Source organism: Streptomyces sp. NBC_00554, from assembly GCF_041431135.1.
Taxonomy (GTDB): Bacteria; Actinomycetota; Actinomycetes; order Streptomycetales; family Streptomycetaceae; genus Streptomyces.
In genome coordinates, this window is sequence record NZ_CP107799.1 from 8661525 (window position 1) to 8676835 (window position 15311).

The window sequence follows — 15311 nt, forward strand, 5'->3', positions numbered from 1 at the left end:
GTCTTGGACCAGTGCACAGCACGCGGGTGGTGCGGGTCGCGCCGAAGGAACCCCTTCTTCTCCAGGGCCAGGAGCTGGTGGGCGACCAACGAGGTGCTCGAAAGGTTCACCGCCTGCCCGATCTCGCGCATCGACGGCGGGTACCCGCGTTGCTCGACCGGGTCGGTGATGCAGGTCAGGACCCTCCGCTGCCGGTCGGTGAGTCCGTCAGCGCCAGGGTCGGATGCCGAGCGGTCGGCCGATGTGGCGGCGAATGCTGGTGCTGGCCTCCCTACGGCTCCCCTTGCTCATGATCCATCTGGAAACGGCATCCCGCGCCGCAGGCGATGCGCACTGGCATTCGATCTGAGGTGCGGACCTCTATGAGACGGTGCGTCCCATACCTGATCGGGTGATAGCGCCACACCTGTTGCGCGCGGTAGCGTCCTCCGCACTGCTGCTGAGCTGCACCGATCCTCATCGGATCACGCTGCACAACGGTCGACCTCGCTAGAAGCAACGGTCCCGTTGTCGTCGGCGTGGGCGTGGATGAGTAGGCGGCCGTGACGGATGTCGTCGTGGATCTGCTGGGGCTCGTTGGAGACGTCGCGGATCTCCCTGCGGGTGAGCCATGACATGGGGTGGTCGGCCCAGGTCCACTCCTCGTGGATGGCCTCCCGTAGCCGGGGTGTGATCTCGGTGACGACGCCTTGGTCGGTGAGTTCCTGGGTGGCCCGGTGGGCCCAGTAGGGCTCTTCGTGGTCGATCCGGGCCGGGACCATGGTGTGTTCGTCGAGGGGCTCGAAGCCCCGGCCGGTCAGGAGCGCCTGTGTGGGACCCAGCGGGCCGCCGGTGAGGTGAGCGGTGACGGCACTGGTGCGGGCGGGGTGGGCGTCGAGGCGAACGCGGACGTCGGAGGAAGTGGCGGCCATGAAGGGCGGGCTCGATTCGGTCCGGGCCCGCCGGTGGGGTGGGTCCGGTGGTTGAGGTCATCGGTGGGTTCGTAGGGCGGTCTGCGGCGGATGTCCGGCCGCCCGGGCAAGCGGCGCGGCGCGCGCGGGCGGACCGGTGGCAAGCGTGCTGGTGGGGGCGGCGGCGCGCCGGTAGCGGCTGCGCAGGGTGTTGAGGTCGGCCAGGGCGCGGCGGCTGCCGGTGATGAGCTGGTGGGGCGTGTTGGCGAGGTCGTCGGTGTAAGTGGTGATCCGTGTCGCGATCGTCTGGGCGTGGGCGAGGAGGGCGCGCCTCAGGATCTGTTCGCCCCAGTGCTCGGGAGAGCCTGCGGGGGTGGAGACCAGGGCCATCAGATCCCGGGGGGTGAGGGTTTCGGTGAGCAGTCCGCGGTGCTGTGCTTCGCCGAGGACGGTGACCGGGTCGAGCATGTCGCCGCGGTGGACCAGCGCGGTGATGGACTGCCAGAGCGCGGCGTGCAGTGGCAGGACGAAGTCGTCCGCCGTCAGCCACCGCATCTGGCGCACGTCCGTGGGGCTGGCGGTGGCCGACGCCAGGAGCAGCCGTTCCTCGTCGAGTTCCTCATCGTCGGCTAGCCGTACGGCCGGGCTGGGGATCGGCGTACGGGGCAGGGAGCCGGGGTGAGGGGCGAACTCGCCGGCGAGGCTGTCCAGGAGGCGGCTGAAGTCGTCGGCAAGCACGAGGACTGTGGCTGCGGGGTCCGGCAGTCCGGGGTTGGCCGCGGTGAGTCCGAGCCGCACGGCGTGCCCACGCAGGAGCCGTCGGGCGTAGTCGGCGCGGATCATCCGCGCGTACGCCGCTGCGTGCTGGGAGCGAGGGCAGAACTGGATGAGGGCGTGGAGGTAGGAGGCAGTCAGGCCGGGTGCATGCGGGCGGGCGAAGTCCAGGACCTGGTTGAGCCAGGTCGTGTCCTTGGCGTGGTCGGCGGGATCGGGCGCCGGGAGCGTGGCTATCCCGGTGAACAACGCGGCGTGGGTGCGGCTTTCGAAGTGGTCGGCGGTCAGCTGTTCGATGTCGGCGAGACGCGTGGGTTCGAGGAGGAGGGCGCCAAGCAGCGCCTGCTCGGCGTAGTGGACCGGCTTGAGCGCGGGCACGCGGTCGATGCCATCGTCCTCGAAGGCGTCGGGGGTGGGGGGCATCAGGCGGTGAGGATGAAGTCGTCGGGGTTGAAGGGCTTGTCGGCGTGCAGGTGAGGGAGGAGTAGGTGTGCGGCCAGGCGCGGGGGGACTGCGTTGCCGATCTGGGAGAACTGCTGGCCTTTGTTGCCCTGCCACGGGTAGTCGGCGGGGAAGGTCTGCAGGAGGCCCGCCTCGCGGGCGGTGATCCTGATCGGCGCAGGTGCCGTCGGCGTCACTTCGTTCTCGGTGTGTCCTGTGGGCTCGGCGACCCAGGTGCACTCGTTGGCGCGGTGACCGAAGAACAGGGTGCCGGCGGGCTCGGTGAGGGAACGCACGGTGGCGTTGGTCTGGTTGTTGCTGCGCAGCGACCACGACCAGCGGTGTGCCTCGGCGGACGCTTCTTGGTGGGAGGCCGTGACGGTCTCCGTATCACGGGTTGCCCAGGTGCCCCGGGTGCGGGCATCGGCGAGGGTCTTGCGGGAGCCGGACGGGAACGGCTCGGGGCCGCCGCCAGGGCCGCCGCCGGCGCACACGGTGGGTACGGGACGGTCGGTGGCACCCCAGCCGAGCGCCTGCGCCATCGACACCCAGCGTTCGCGGCCCGGCCCGAACAGCGACTCGGGCTCGGCGACTTGGGCGTGCGTGGGCGGCGGGGGCCCGGCGGCCTGGACGCGGGAGGCGAGCAGAATCGCGCGCCGCCTGGTCTGCGGGACGCCGTAGTCGGCCGCGTTGAGTATCCCGGTCCACACGGAGAAGCCCCACTCGCGCAGCATGGCCGCGTACTGCCGCCAAAGCGGCAGGACGTCGGGGACTTCCTCCATGACCACCCACTCAGGCTCGCCCGCAATGTTGAGGGCGTGCAGGTAGCGCATGGGTTCGGCGGCGAGGAGAGAGCGTTCGTCCGCGCACGCGCCGAGCAGTTGCTCGCGGGTGTCGCGTCCGGCGGCGAGGTCGGCGACGGCTTGATGGACGAGTGCCTGGTCCACCAGGCCGAGACGCTTGCCGGCCATCGACCACGCCTGGCACGGCGGGGAGGCGATGAAGCCGAGAACCCGCCCTGAGAAGATCCACGTGGGATAGGCGGCGACGTCGGTCCGGATCGTCAACTGGCCCGACCGGGCACGGGTCTTGCAGGCCCACTCGTCCCATTCCAGACCGACGTCCCGCGCCCCGAGGACCGTCAGGGCGTGGCTCCAGCCACCGGGGCCGGCGAACAGGTCGAGGATGATCTGCCTCACGAGGCCAGGCCGAAGTCGTCCTGCACCGGCTCGGGTTCGGATCCGCGGCATGCCCACGGAGAGCAGCCGTCGACCACTCCCGTCTCCAGTTCCTCCACGACCGTCGCCTGGTCGTCGAGTTCCTGCTGGCGGGCGGCCCACTCGGCGGCCGTGACGTGGTCGATGGGGGCCTGGTCGAGGGGGACGCGGGAGCGGTGTAGGAACGCCTGCCCCAGCAGCCGATTGCCAGCAGCGTTCGCGCGAGCATTGCCCTGGCGGATGGCCGCATCGAATGCGACCACGTCCGCCCATTCCTGGTGACTGGTATCCCTGATATTTCTCCACTGCGCGTTTCCGTGAAATGGACAGCCCAAACAACTCGATTTCGGCGTATCCGCCAGACCGATGGAGGTGAGATATCGGACGCAGTCTGTGCGGGACCAGCCCAGGTTGATGAGTGGATGCCGGTTGCGCATGTACCTGACGTCGGCATCCTTGGCCCGATGGAATTCATCCGTCGAGATGCCGACCCACTGCTCGACGAACACGCTCTCTGGGATGCGCTGCGGGTAGGGGTATCCGAGGAGTTCCCGGACCTTCTTCTTTATCGGCTTGATCTTGTACTCCCCGGTGCACTGGCGCCTGGTCATGCCCTGTTTACCGTCCTGGTTGAGGATGTAGAGAGGCGTGGAGGCGAACCGGTGCTCCGGGTCGAGAGCGTCGTCGCGAATATTCCCGGACGTGACACGCAGCATGGTTATTCCGGCAGGTTCGGCGATTTCTCGTTCGAGGCGGTTCAGGTGGCTGTAGACGGCTGCTGGTTCCCAGCCGGTGTCGGCGAATATCGCGTAGTCGACCTTGGGAAGGGCGCCTGCGGCGGACAGGGCGAGGAGGGTGCTGGATTGAACTCCCGCGCCCAAGGAGAGGGCACGGAACTGAGGCTGATTGGAAATGGGCAGTCCTGGGTGTGACGGGTGCGAATTTCGGACCTCAACGGGACTCGCTCGCAGGCAGGCTGACGATCGTGAGCGAGTCGCGCTGGATGGCCTGACAGGGCGGGGGTGGCATCGAGCAGATCGGTGGCCGACTCGACGTACTGCTGGGGCGAGGGACGGAGGAGGACGAGCGGCTCGCGTGTGGCGTGGGCTCGACGGCGCTGGTTCTCCACGGTCGGGCAAGCGCCGCGCTGAGTTCGGCGCCCGCGTCCTGGGCGGCTGTGACGATGTGCGCGACGCGGTCTAACGGCAGCAGGTGCACCCCGCACGACACATCGCCCTCGCGCTGGCCGCTCAGGTCCACCCGGACGCGGGGCGTCGGTGGGCGTGAGTTCTCCCGAGGATCGGGCGCGGGGGTCAGCGGGTGCGGCCGGCGGTGGCCTGGGGCAGGGCCGCTGCGGGCCGCGCCGTGGTGGGTGCGAGGTGCTTGGGTCGGCCGAAGGCGGCGGCGAGATCACGGCCGCCGTCGGGGGTGAGGTGGACCCGCTCGTCTGTGAGCCACAGCGGGCACTCCTCGCGGGCCACGAGGCCGCGGGCCTCCAGGGCGCGCACGGTGCTGATCGTCACGCGCAGGTCGTCGGCGCGGACGTAGGGCTTGTTGTCGGCGATTGTCACCTCGCCGCGTGCGACGGCGCGCAGTGCGGCGTCCTGGGCCGCGGTGAGGACGGGTGGCTGGTGCGGGAGTGAAGAGCCTCGGCGAAGCCGCTCGGCGACGTACGCCTCGGCGGCCGTGAGTGCGTCGTCGGCCCCGAGCGCGGTCAGATCTCTCACAAGCGTGAGGCGGCTGCAGGCCTCCCCGAGGGCCTGCTGGCCGGTCAGCACGACCAGGAGTGAGTCGTCGATCTCGACGGGGAGTCCGGCGCGCGTGTTGTCGAGGATTTCGGCGGCGTCCAGGAGGTGATCGGCGGTGTCCGTGGCCAGGTGAGCGAGCTGACGCACGCGTGCGTACACGGAGCGGATCACGGGGCTGTGGTACATCCGCTGGGCGTTGAGGGTGTCCACGATGTCCAGCGCCGCTTGGGCCAGGTGCTGGGCGGCGGTGGCCTGGGCGGTGAGGAAGGCCGAGGGGCTGGGACCGTTGATCCGGTGTCGCAGAAGGGCGTCGTTGTACCGGGTGAAGTCGGCACCCAGAAGCAGGAGTTGTTCGGCAGGTGCGGTGGACGCGATGTTCTGGGGCAGGGGGGTCCGTTTTTTCGGGGGCGGCGTCAGCGGCGGCGTGCAGTGGCGCGGTCGCGCTGGGTGAGGGCGTGATGGACGTGCGGGTTCACCGAGGCGCCGCGGACGGGCGTGATCAGGGCGCTGTCCGCGTGCCGTGTGCTGAGGGGGACATCGGCGTAGGCTCGCTCCACGGCCAAGGGCGTGGCCAGGTGGGCGAAGAAGTTGCAGACGAGCGCCTCGGGGGCGTCCTGCGTGAACGTGGCCAGCGGCTCGTTTTCGTAGTAGAGGTGCTCGACCTGCCAGGAGATGTCCTCGCCGGGCGTGTGCCGCAGGCTGCAGTACATGTCGGGTGAGGTGAGAGTGCCGCCGTCGGCGGACCAGTCGCTCAGCTCGGCGAGCTGCTCCAGGGGCACGTCTGTGATCGGGATTCTCTCGGAGCGCCGGGCATCGCCGAGCAGCTGGGGCAGTGCCTGGGTGACGGCGGCCACCGCCTCCAGGGGCGCCTGCCTGCTGAACATCACTTCCCAGAACGGCTCATGGTGGCCAACGGTGACCCACCGGCCGAGTGGGTGCAGCGGGTAGAAGTCGAGGAACATGCTGCCGTCGGGGCTGTCTATTTTGACGTGCCCGGAGGCGGCGTCGTGCTCGTGGCGCCAGCCGAAGAGGTGGATGAGGGGGCCGATCACGTCGGCGATCCGGTCTCCGGCGCCCGCCATGTACCGAGGCGAGACCATGACCCGGTCGTCGTGCGTGTACGGGTTCACCGGCGTACCTCCTGCCTCACCGCGGCCTTGGGCGCGGCGGTCCCGGCGGCGGTCAGCGCGGCGTGCGGGCGCGGCTTGGCCAGGGCTCGCTGGCCGTGCTCGGCGACGGTGATCTTCTGGCCGTGGTAGAGCGAGGTGCTGTTGTCGGCGGTGACGAGTCCGCGTTTTTCCAGAGCCCGGTAGGTGGCGATAGAGACGTGGGTGCCGTCGTCGGTGGCGACGCGAGTGACGCCCAGCCCTCGTGTTGAACTCTCATACAGCCGTCCGCCGCCCAGGAGGGACTTGAGGGCGTCGTACTGTGCGGGAGTGACGGCGCGGGGCCGGCCGTCTGCTGTGCGGATGCCGCCTGGCGCTTCTGCGTGGATGCCAGGTCATCGGTGATGGCGTGGGCGAGTTAGCGGCACCCGGTCGCGCTCAGGTCGAGCTGATGAGCGGCATCGTCGAGGTGCTCGGCCATACGCGGAATGGCCTCGGTGTGCCTTGCCGTGCGCACCGACTCATCGTCAGCGGGGTAGCCGGAGAACTGCGCGCCCTCGTACGGGTTGGCATACAGCGCGTTGGCGAGGTCGTTGCCGGCAAGGGAGGAAGCGACCACGACCGAGGCCAGCAGCTCCAGGCCGGCGCGGCTGCCGGCGATGTCGGTGTACGCGCTGTTATCGAGGACGGTCAGGCCCAGCAGGGCGGTGGCCGTGAGGTCCTGCGCCTTGAGCAGGAGAGGGCTGATTCGGCGCAGCGCGTCCCTGCCGGGAGTGTAGGAGACGTCGCGTACGCGTGCGCGAAGGGCTTCGAAGTCTCCTGCCAATTGGCGGAGTTGGCGGACTTGTTCGTTCAGGTCGAGCGGAGTTGTGGAGATGGGGTGGCTCCCGGGAGCGGCTGTTCAGCGGATTCGGGTGGTTGCCTGTGTGGCGGTGGGGATCGGGCGGGGCGTGGTGCCGGGGGCGGTGCCTGGCCGCGCTGGAGGTAGTCCGATGACGGAGGCGAGGGCGGTGACGCCTGCTTGTGTGAGGCACACGCGGTCCTGGGCCGGGCCGCCGAGGTAGGCGCCGAGAGCGGAGTTCGGAGTCCGTTCGGCAAGGTCCTTCGACTCCAGGGCGCGCAGCGTGCTCATCAGGACCTTGGGCTCCCTGGAACGCGTGAACTCCCGCCCCAGGGAGCTGCTGGCCACGACATGCCCGCAGGCGATCTGCGCCAGGGCGGTGCGCTGCGCGGCAGTGAGCCGTTCATCCGGTGCGATGGCGGTCGACCAGTGACGTCGCCGCGTCTCCGTGGCGAGAGTTGCGGCGCAGCCGACCGCGGCTTGAGGAGCCAGGGCAGTCAGCTCACGAGCCGCCCGGACGCCCAAGTCGGCTGACGCGGTGGTGAGGAAGGCGAGCTGTTTGAGCCGCACCACTGTCTCCGTCAACTCCGTGCTCTCGTAGAGCCGTTCATCGTGGATGGCCTTGACCGCGGTGCGGGTGTCGGACGCCAGGCGCTTGGCGGAGGCGACGTGGGCCTGCGGCTCGGGCGAGGTTGCCGTGCGAAAGAGGAGGTCGAGCGCATCGTTGTGCCGGGTGTATTGATCGGCGAGGCGGAGCAGCCGCTCCACGGGCGTCAGCGGTGGCGGCACGTCGAACAACCATGATTCGGTGGGCGGCGTGGTCACGAGCGGCGCCGTACGGTCGTGGCCTGCACGGATACGGCGGCGGTCGTGTTCGGTGTCGCGGGATTGCGGGGCGCACCAAGACAGGCGCGGGCCGCTGCCAGGGCTTTTCCGGCGTCGTCAAGGTGGACGCGCAGGCGGCTGTGCTGGTCGATCGCGTCGAGCTGTTTCTGGAGCGTGGCCTGCGCGCCGGGCTGGGCGAGGGTGACGAGCGGGGAGAGGGCCTGGGTGTAGTGGGCGATGGCCCGTCCCAGGTGTGCGGCCGTCTGCCCCAGGGTCTGGGCCGGAGGAAGGTCGGAGATGTTCGGAGCGAGCTGGTATTCGGCGTCAGCGGCCATGCGGGCGGCGAGATGGCAGAGCAGGCCGATGTGCCGGGTGGCGGTGAACAGGCCGCTTCCATCACCGGTGATGCGGTGCCCGCGTATGTCGGCGATGACGGCATCCACGGCTTTGTGCGGCTCCATGTCTTCCAGGTCGGCGGGCTCGTAGGTGTGAATGGGCGCCTCCGTGGGCGAGTTGAGTGGCGGGAAGGGGAGCGCGGACTAGGCGGCGGTGCCGAAGTCGGTCTGCTTCGGGGCGGCCTTGGTGACGGCGCGTTCGGTGATGCCCTGGGACGCGCGGGCGGAGGCGGCGGATAGTTGGCCGGCGCCGGGCTCGAGATACCAGGGGCGCAGGTCGAGCATGGCCGCGCGCATGCCGGTGGCGAACGCGAGCGCGGTGCCCTTGGGCAGGGCGCGGATGGCGTCGGCGGCCAGGATGCGTTCCTGCCGCACGCTGACGGACGTGGACTTACCGGACTCGGACGTCGAGGTGGAAGTGGTCTCGACGTCGTGATCGCCGATCAGACGGCTGAGCTTGTCGGCGAAGTCCGGATCATCGATTCCGGACCCGATGACCTTGATCGTGGAGGCGCTCCACATGGCGTCCATTCCGGCGTCGCCCCAGACTTTCTGGCCCTGCCGGTAGCTCTGCAGGATCGTGATGGGGATGATCCCGCGGCTGCCGAGGTGGGAGTACAGGTCCGGCAAATCGCTGATCTTGCAGACGTTGGCGGCCTCGTCGAGGATCGCGAGCATGGGCGGGTCGAGGCGTCCTCCGGCGCGTTCGGCCTGGGCTGTCGCGGCCCGCATGACCGAGTCCGCGCACGCGGCGATGACGGCCGAGGCGCCGCCACCGCCGTCCTTCGACATCAGATAGAGCGTGTCCTTCGAGGTGACGAACTCGCTCGGCTTGAATTCCGCCACGTCCTTCTGCGGAGTCACCCATGCGGCGATCTCGCTGTTGAGCAGGGCGGCGGCGTACTGGCGGGCGGTCTCGTAGATCCCGTCGCGGGTTTCCGGCGGGCCTTCCACGGTGCCCTTGAGCTGGGCGGCGACGGCGGCGAGGCCGTGGTCGCGCAGGATGTCCAGCGGGGTGCGGTCGGCGGGGAAGGCCAGCCACTGCATCACGTCGGTGATCGGCCGTTCGTCGAGGGCCGCGGCCAGGAACAGCTGCGAGAGGATGTTGGATCCGGCCTTGGACCAGAAGTCGCCCTGCTGGGAGGCGTCGACGCTGGCGGCGAGGAAGTGGCCGGCGAGGCGGCCGGCGCCGTCGAGGGTCTTGGCGTCGGACAAGGGGTTCCACCACATGGCCCGCTCGGCGTGGGCGATCTGCTGCGGGTCCATCGACCAGGTCCGGCCGACGGCCGCCCGCGCGTCGAGCGTGGCGGTGTAGGCGTCGCCTGCGGCCTTGTTGGAGGTGAGCAGGACCGGACCGGGCGCGTTGAGGATGGAGGGGATCGCCAGCGACGTGGTCTTGCCGGAGCGCGGCGCCATGATCGCGACGGCGACGTCCTCGTACCCCATGCGCACTTCGTACTTCGTGCCCTGGAGGTTGCCGAGCAGGATGCCGGTGTCGGCCGGGTCGAGGTGCTTGGCGTCCTTCAGACTCGGGCGCAGGGAGCGGGCCTTGGCGGTGATGGCCTTGGACATCAGCGGCTCGATGTCCCGCTGCTTGGCCATGCCAGCGACGCGCGTCCTGCGTCCGCCGCCGTCCTTGTGCCGCTTGTACACCATGGCGACCGTGATACCGAGTGCGAGCAGCACGGCGCCGGGCAGGATGCGCGTGCCTAGCAGCAGGGACGTGTCGCCGAGGCGGGGCCACAGCTGATCGGGATGGAGCAGGGCCTGCACGGGCTGATAGGGCGCACGGGGAGCGGCGTTGGTGGCCCAGGCGGTGAGGTTGCCGCCCAGCCACGCCAGATTGGACAGGGGGACGGCGATGGCGAGGACGACGCCCAGGACGCGGAAGGCTATGTCGTAGCCGTCGGTGGACGAGGTGGAGGAGGGCTGGGGCAAGGGCTGTTCCAGGTACGTGGGGTGAGGAGCGCGGCGTGGGCGGGGCCGGTCAGCGGGTGCGGCGCGGCGAAGGGCCGTGCGGCGGGGGCGGGGAAGAAGCTGCTGTGCGGTGCCGGGCGGCGAGGGCGCTGACGCGTCGCTCCAGGGCGAAGGCGATGTCCGGCGCGGGGACGTGACGGGTGTGCACGGTCATGCGGTCGCGGGCCAGGCCCGGGATCCGGCTCGGATCGCGGGTGATGGGCGTCCGGTCGGCGAGCGACTGCGTCACGGCCGCGATCAGGTGCAGCGGGGTGGTGCCGGTGAACACGGCCCGCCAGATCGTCGGGTCCTGGATGACCGCGGTCTCGATGCTCCACAGATCCCGGCCGGGGGCGCCGATCCGCCAGACGCGCGCGACGTTGTCGGGGGAGGCAGGGCCGCCGAGGGGCGCGGCGTGTCCCAGCCGGCGTCCCGCAGCGGGGCGCAGGGATCGAGCGCTGCAGTGGGCGGGCCGGAAGGATCGGCCATGGCGTCGGTGAAGGCGGCGATGATCTCGACGGGGGTGCGGGCCTCGAAGGTGGCCGTCCAGCCGGGGTGATCCGCGGTACGCGCGTGCCGGATGGTCCACCAGCCCGGATCGTCCGGGTCGGGGTCCAGACGCAGCTGGGTGAGCTGGTCCGGGCTGGTGAGCAGGACGCGCGGCATCAGCGGGTCGTGTCCGTAGCTCCAGCCGGCGGCGCGGTGCAGCGGCACGGTGATCCACCCGGGGTCTCCGCCGCCCGCGAGATGGCGCGGGGTGATGAGCGCCTACTCGACGGTGTTGCTCACGCGCGCCACCGCCGGGCCGCAGATGACGCTGCGGCAGTCTTGGGCACGGGCGTCGTTTTGACCGATCCTGGCGCGGATGCCTTCGGCTGCTTCTGCGCCAGCGCGTTGATGGCGAAGAGCGCTTGGCCGTGGATCGCCCACTGGTCGAGGTAGTGCCAGGCGTCCGCGTAGCTTTCGGCGAGCGGCTCCTCGAACGCCTTGGTCCCGGGCCGGGCACGCGCGGGCAGTGCGCGGCGCACGGTGAGCCAGTAGTCGTGGACGGCGTACAGCCCCTTGGTGCTGTCGCACAGTTCTCGCACCTGCCAGGCGTAGCGGCGAGTCCGGGCGGAGGCGGGCAGCTGGGCGAGCTGCTGCTCGGCGACGTGCACCAGTGCGTCGGCGTGGTAGTAAACGCGGCCGAAGGCACCCAGGGTGTCGGCGTCGCGCCGGCGTTGCCGCAGGCCGTAGGCGTCCTCGTCGTAGGGCTGGTGCGTGTCGGGGTCGGAGTGCTGGTCGGAGTAGGAGTCCCAGGCAGCGAGGATCTGCCTGCTTTCCCGCAGGTAGATGGCGAGTTGGCTCAGATAGAGGTGGTGCGCCGGGCTCGCGGGTTCAAGCGAAATGGTCAAGAAGGGCCTTCGGGCATACAGATGTGACGGCGAGGGGGCGCGGCCACCAGGGCCGCGCCGCGTGGTTCAGCGGCCCGGGGCCGCAGCAGCGGCCAACTCGGCGGCGGGAATCGGCGCCGAGGGGTGCGTGTTCGGCGCGCCACTGCGGCGGGCCTTGCGGGCGGCGGCCCGTATGGCCTTCAGACGCGCCTCGTGGGCGGCGGCCAGTTGCTCGCGCTGGGCGCCGCGTTCCACCTGGCTGACCAGGTGGGAGTGCGGGACGTCGTAGTGGCCGCGCGGCACGGGCGCGGGGTCGGTGAGGGCGGTGGCGAAGGCGGCGAGCAGGTGGCGGGGCGTGCGGTCGTCGAAGTACGCGTGCCACAGCCGCTGGTGGCCGCCGAGACCGGTGGGAAGCGCAACTTCGGCGCTCCAGCTGAAGTAGTCGCTCGTCAGCGTCGCCCGCCGCTCCATGGTGGTGATGCCGTCCGGATGGCGCGCACTCTCATTGCCCCGCTCGTCGCGCTCGTAGGTCCAGCCTGCCGCTTGCAGCGTCGCCCATACGCCCGGTTCCGCGGCTGGGACGGGCTGTAGGAGGGCGTCGGTGAATCCGGCGATGATCTCGGCGGGTGTGTTGCCGCCGTACGACGCATGCCAGCGCTGTGCGGAGATCCGCCACCAGGCGGAGTACGTGTCCGCAGCGGGTTCGAGCACGAGCGTGTACCGGAAGTCGGGGCTGGCCAGGACGACATGAGGAAAGTCAGGGTCGGCGTAGTTCTTCCACCCGCCGGCCCGCAGCGCCTGGGTGACATGGCGCGGGTCGCCGGGCCCGGCGAGATGACGGGGACTGGTGTCGAACCAGATACGAGACCAGGGGTCCTCAGCCTTGCTGACGATGTAGGGGCGGGTCACGACGTCGTCGGCGGACCTGCGGGCTCGAACGCGTGGCCGCTCAGGCGCTGGACGTCCCAGTGAAGGACGTGCCAGTCCGTGGCCTCCTGGGCGGCGTCCCGGAGCCCGTCGATGATCAGGCGGATCTCGTCGGTCTTGGGGATGGCGGTCTGCAGGGAGACGAGGCGCGCGGCGCTGCGCAGGACGTCGCCGAGCAGGATGGGGACGCCGGTGTCCTCGTCGAGGAGGCGAGCCAGCAGCGGCAGCACGTCGTTGACGGGCGGGTTGGTGCGCAGGTAGTCCTTGAGCTGGGTCAGGGTTGCGGTCGCCTGCGCGATCTGGTCGGAGCTGGGGGTGGAGGGGTTGGGCATCAGCGTCCTTGAGTGAACGTGGTGGTGAGCCGGGCCAGGCTGTGGACAGCCCTGTGGATATCTCCCGTGGTGGGGGCGTCGTCGCAGTTCAGACGGGCAATGAACCTCCTTGCTGTCGAGGGAAGTTGGGGACAGGGCGGCGGGCGTGACCACCCGAGGCCGGTCAGCGGCGTCGGCCGTCGGACGTCGCGTACGGGTGAGCGCCGGGGCTGGAGCGAGCCCGGTTGGTGGCGACGGAGTTGCGGGCCCACATGGCCGCTCTGGCGGCGGTGATCCGGGCCTGCTGCCACGCGCCGAGCTGTGAGGGCAGGACGGACACGGACGTGGTGCGGATCCGCTGGGAGGACGGGACGCGGCCGAGGGGCCGCATCACCGGCTGCGGATCCGCGAGCGCCGCGCTGAATGCCTGCACCAGATGCATCGGCGTGGTCGGAGTGAACATTGCCTCCCACATGCGGCCGTGCTCGTTGCGGGCGCCGGCCCACCAGTGCGCCTGCCCGGGGCTGGACTGGTGGAAGCGGACGAAGGCGTCGCCGTCCGGGCTGCGGGTGGTGACGTGCTGGCCGCGCTCGGTCTCCCAGCCCTGTTGCAGCAGGGGCTCCCACACGTTGGGGGCGTGCGCCTTGCGGGTCGTGAACAGGGCGTCGGTGAGGCTGGCGACGATTTCGACGGGTGTCTGCCGGCCGAAGGTCGCGTGCCATGCTTCTTGGTGCGCGGTCTTCTTCCCGCTGATGGTCCAGCCGCCGGGCTGGGTGAACGGGTCGTATCCGATGCGCACGGACTTGTCCGGGCTGTGGAAGACGAGGGGGCCGCCGGTCTTGGACTTGTCCTTCCACCCGGAGGCGCGCAGGTACTCGGTGACGTGGCGCAGGTCGCCGCCGCCAGCGAGATGGCGGGGCTCGACGAGGTAGTGCTGCTGGGCCTGCTGACCGGTGGCGCCCCAGCCGGCCCACTGCTTGTTCTGTCTCACCGGTGCCGCCTGACGACCATCGCCGATCCGGTGGGCCGCGCGGCCTGGCTAGTTGCCGGGATGGCGGGCGTGGCGAGCTGTCTGATCGTGCCGGTGTGCTCGTTGAGGTCCTCGCCCACGCTGCTCAGTTCGTTGGCGGCGCGGCCCAGGGCCAGCCACACCTCGGGGTGCAGAATGCCGCGCTGGGAGTGGTCCTGGGCGAAGCGTGATCCGGTGGCGACCAGTGCGGTGACTCCTCCGAGCAGTCCCTTGTCGGAGTCGAGGACCTTGCCGAGGATCTGGGCGGCCTCGTGCGCCGGGGCCTGGGCCAAGAGCTGTGTGAGCTGGCTGAGTTGGTGCGCGACGTCGTCGGCGAGCCGTACGGAGAGGGGCGGGTTGGTCATGGGCCTCCTGAACGGGCCAGTTCGTACTGCTAGTTGTGGTGGCGGATGCGGTGGCTGTCGACGAGGAGGAACAGGTCCCTGCGCCGGGCTTCGTCGAGGGCGGCCTCGGGGTGCCCGCCGGCCAGCAGGTTGGTCCGGGTGCAACTGTCGGCGGTGACGGCCCGCAGGTAGCGGCGGAAGAGAGCGGTGACCAGGCGCGGCTTGCGGTCGGCGGTGATGGGCGGTGGGGTGCGCTCGGTTTCGCGGGTGACGGGGACTCCAAGTGAGGGCGGGTCCGGCCCCGTTGCGGGGCCGGTGCGGTGGGCGGTCAGCGCGTGCGGCGAGGGCGCGGCGCGCGCGGCAGGTGGCGCGGACGCGAGTGACGGCCGGTGTGCTGGGGATACGGCGAGGGCAGCGCGGTAGGCGGTGCCGCCGAAGAGGCCCGCATCGATGGAGACCTGGAAACCGTGACGGGCCAGCAGCCACGCGGCCCGGTCGGCCATGTCCTTCATGGCGATCTCGTCCATCTGGTCGGGGACTTGATGCCAGATTTCGCCCCCTTGGCCGTGGCGTTCGAGGCCGAGACCGTCGAGCAGGACGAGCAGCTGCTCCGGGGCGCTGGTGCGGGTATCGACGTAGATCGTGCCGACGCGGTGATAGAACTCGGCGTCAACCGCGTACTCGTCCGCCAGGCTCACGAGCGGGACTCCTTTCGATCGTGGCTCACCGCGGGCGCCGTGTCGCCGCACCGCCGCGGGCGCGGACCGCGGAGGCGGCCGAGGTGTCCGGCGCGGCAGCGGCGCACTGCCTCTGCGGCTTCCTGATTGGCGGCGGCATCCCAGACGGCATCGGTGATGTTGACCAGGTATCCGGACACGATCAGCGAGGGAACGGCGCTGGTGGCGAGCCTCTTCTTCGCGGCCTCGCTGAGGTGGTCTGGCAGCTCGTGCCAGACATAGACGGGCCCGGCCGTGGTCAGGGTCTTGCGTTCGAAGCCGAGTTGGTCGAGCAGGGCCAGGAGTTCCTCGGGCGCAACGGTGGGGGTGTCGGCGTGGACCGTGTCGGTCAGCGCTCTGATGTGGATCTCGACGTCAGTGCCTTCGTCGTCGGCACGGTTACCCATCGGGGGTGGACGCTCCTGTGTCGGAAGGGAG

At 70.4% G+C, this 15311-nt stretch carries 19 protein-coding genes and 1 pseudogene; all 20 read right to left on the minus strand.

Annotated elements, in window-relative coordinates:
* Positions 1-17: 17 nt before the first annotated feature.
* Positions 18-291: pseudogene (locus OG266_RS38215) on the minus strand (repressor LexA); the annotation flags it as partial.
* A gap of 173 nt (positions 292-464) precedes the next feature.
* Positions 465-911 (minus strand): hypothetical protein, encoded by a 447-nt coding sequence (locus OG266_RS38220; RefSeq protein ID WP_371551324.1) that lies wholly within the window; start codon positions 909-911, stop codon positions 465-467.
* Between the two features lie 57 nt (positions 912-968).
* Positions 969-2087 (minus strand): DnaB-like helicase N-terminal domain-containing protein, encoded by a 1119-nt coding sequence (locus tag OG266_RS38225; protein WP_371551326.1) that lies wholly within the window; start codon positions 2085-2087, stop codon positions 969-971.
* Complete coding sequence (locus OG266_RS38230; RefSeq protein WP_371553105.1) at positions 2087-3295, minus strand: DNA cytosine methyltransferase; 1209 nt, start codon at positions 3293-3295, stop codon at positions 2087-2089. Before OG266_RS38230 ends, OG266_RS38225 begins: the two co-directional genes overlap by 1 nt.
* Positions 3296-3300: 5 nt before the next feature.
* A complete protein-coding gene (locus OG266_RS38235; RefSeq protein WP_371551328.1) occupies positions 3301-4203 on the minus strand; it encodes a hypothetical protein in 903 nt (300 codons plus the stop codon).
* 432 nt (positions 4204-4635) lie between these two features.
* The gene (locus OG266_RS38240; protein WP_371551329.1) at positions 4636-5280 is read right to left on the minus strand and encodes a hypothetical protein; all 645 of its coding nucleotides are present in this window, start codon (positions 5278-5280) and stop codon (positions 4636-4638) included.
* Positions 5281-5483: 203 nt separating this feature from the next.
* A complete protein-coding gene (locus OG266_RS38245) occupies positions 5484-6200 on the minus strand; it encodes a DUF317 domain-containing protein (RefSeq protein WP_371551331.1) in 717 nt (238 codons plus the stop codon).
* Positions 6201-6594: 394 nt separating this feature from the next.
* On the minus strand, positions 6595-7002 hold the full coding sequence (locus tag OG266_RS38250; RefSeq protein ID WP_371551333.1) for a hypothetical protein: 408 nt from the start codon (positions 7000-7002) through the stop codon (positions 6595-6597).
* Positions 7003-7077: 75 nt separating this feature from the next.
* Positions 7078-7842 (minus strand): hypothetical protein, encoded by a 765-nt coding sequence (locus OG266_RS38255; RefSeq protein ID WP_371551335.1) that lies wholly within the window; start codon positions 7840-7842, stop codon positions 7078-7080.
* A complete protein-coding gene (locus OG266_RS38260) occupies positions 7839-8303 on the minus strand; it encodes a hypothetical protein (RefSeq protein ID WP_371551337.1) in 465 nt (154 codons plus the stop codon). Before OG266_RS38260 ends, OG266_RS38255 begins: the two co-directional genes overlap by 4 nt.
* A gap of 78 nt (positions 8304-8381) precedes the next feature.
* Positions 8382-10175 (minus strand): type IV secretory system conjugative DNA transfer family protein, encoded by a 1794-nt coding sequence (locus OG266_RS38265; protein WP_371551340.1) that lies wholly within the window; start codon positions 10173-10175, stop codon positions 8382-8384.
* A gap of 49 nt (positions 10176-10224) precedes the next feature.
* Entirely contained in the window at positions 10225-10554 is a 330-nt protein-coding gene (locus tag OG266_RS38270) for a DUF317 domain-containing protein (RefSeq protein WP_371553107.1), read from the minus strand.
* The gene (locus tag OG266_RS38275; protein ID WP_371551341.1) at positions 10452-10907 is read right to left on the minus strand and encodes a DUF317 domain-containing protein; all 456 of its coding nucleotides are present in this window, start codon (positions 10905-10907) and stop codon (positions 10452-10454) included. The genes OG266_RS38270 and OG266_RS38275 overlap by 103 nt, the downstream gene beginning before the upstream one ends.
* Before the next feature lie 71 nt (positions 10908-10978).
* Positions 10979-11587: a hypothetical protein gene (locus tag OG266_RS38280; protein WP_371551343.1), complete on the minus strand. Its 609-nt coding sequence runs from the start codon at positions 11585-11587 to the stop codon at positions 10979-10981.
* 66 nt (positions 11588-11653) lie between these two features.
* Positions 11654-12475 (minus strand): DUF317 domain-containing protein, encoded by an 822-nt coding sequence (locus OG266_RS38285; RefSeq protein ID WP_371551345.1) that lies wholly within the window; start codon positions 12473-12475, stop codon positions 11654-11656.
* On the minus strand, positions 12472-12825 hold the full coding sequence (locus tag OG266_RS38290) for a hypothetical protein (protein ID WP_371551346.1): 354 nt from the start codon (positions 12823-12825) through the stop codon (positions 12472-12474). The genes OG266_RS38285 and OG266_RS38290 overlap by 4 nt, the downstream gene beginning before the upstream one ends.
* 163 nt (positions 12826-12988) lie before the next feature.
* A complete protein-coding gene (locus OG266_RS38295; RefSeq protein WP_371551348.1) occupies positions 12989-13795 on the minus strand; it encodes a DUF317 domain-containing protein in 807 nt (268 codons plus the stop codon).
* Positions 13792-14178, minus strand: a complete 387-nt coding sequence (locus OG266_RS38300) for a hypothetical protein (RefSeq protein ID WP_371551350.1) — start codon at positions 14176-14178, stop codon at positions 13792-13794. Before OG266_RS38300 ends, OG266_RS38295 begins: the two co-directional genes overlap by 4 nt.
* Before the next feature lie 29 nt (positions 14179-14207).
* On the minus strand, positions 14208-14855 hold the full coding sequence (locus OG266_RS38305) for a hypothetical protein (protein ID WP_371551352.1): 648 nt from the start codon (positions 14853-14855) through the stop codon (positions 14208-14210).
* Positions 14852-15280: a hypothetical protein gene (locus OG266_RS38310; RefSeq protein ID WP_371551354.1), complete on the minus strand. Its 429-nt coding sequence runs from the start codon at positions 15278-15280 to the stop codon at positions 14852-14854. Before OG266_RS38310 ends, OG266_RS38305 begins: the two co-directional genes overlap by 4 nt.
* Positions 15281-15311: the final 31 nt, after the last annotated feature.

What these genes read in the sequence shown, in the direction of transcription:
- OG266_RS38225 (WP_371551326.1), bottom strand. Translation starts at nt 2,087, where the DNA reads ATGCCCCCCACCCCCGACGCCTTCGAGGACGATGGCATCGACCGCGTG.
- OG266_RS38220 (WP_371551324.1), bottom strand. Translation starts at nt 911, where the DNA reads ATGGCCGCCACTTCCTCCGACGTCCGCGTTCGCCTCGACGCCCACCCC.
- OG266_RS38310 (WP_371551354.1), bottom strand. Translation starts at nt 15,280, where the DNA reads ATGGGTAACCGTGCCGACGACGAAGGCACTGACGTCGAGATCCACATC.
- OG266_RS38290 (WP_371551346.1), bottom strand. Translation starts at nt 12,825, where the DNA reads ATGCCCAACCCCTCCACCCCCAGCTCCGACCAGATCGCGCAGGCGACC.
- OG266_RS38260 (WP_371551337.1), bottom strand. Translation starts at nt 8,303, where the DNA reads ATGGAGCCGCACAAAGCCGTGGATGCCGTCATCGCCGACATACGCGGG.
- OG266_RS38300 (WP_371551350.1), bottom strand. Translation starts at nt 14,178, where the DNA reads ATGACCAACCCGCCCCTCTCCGTACGGCTCGCCGACGACGTCGCGCAC.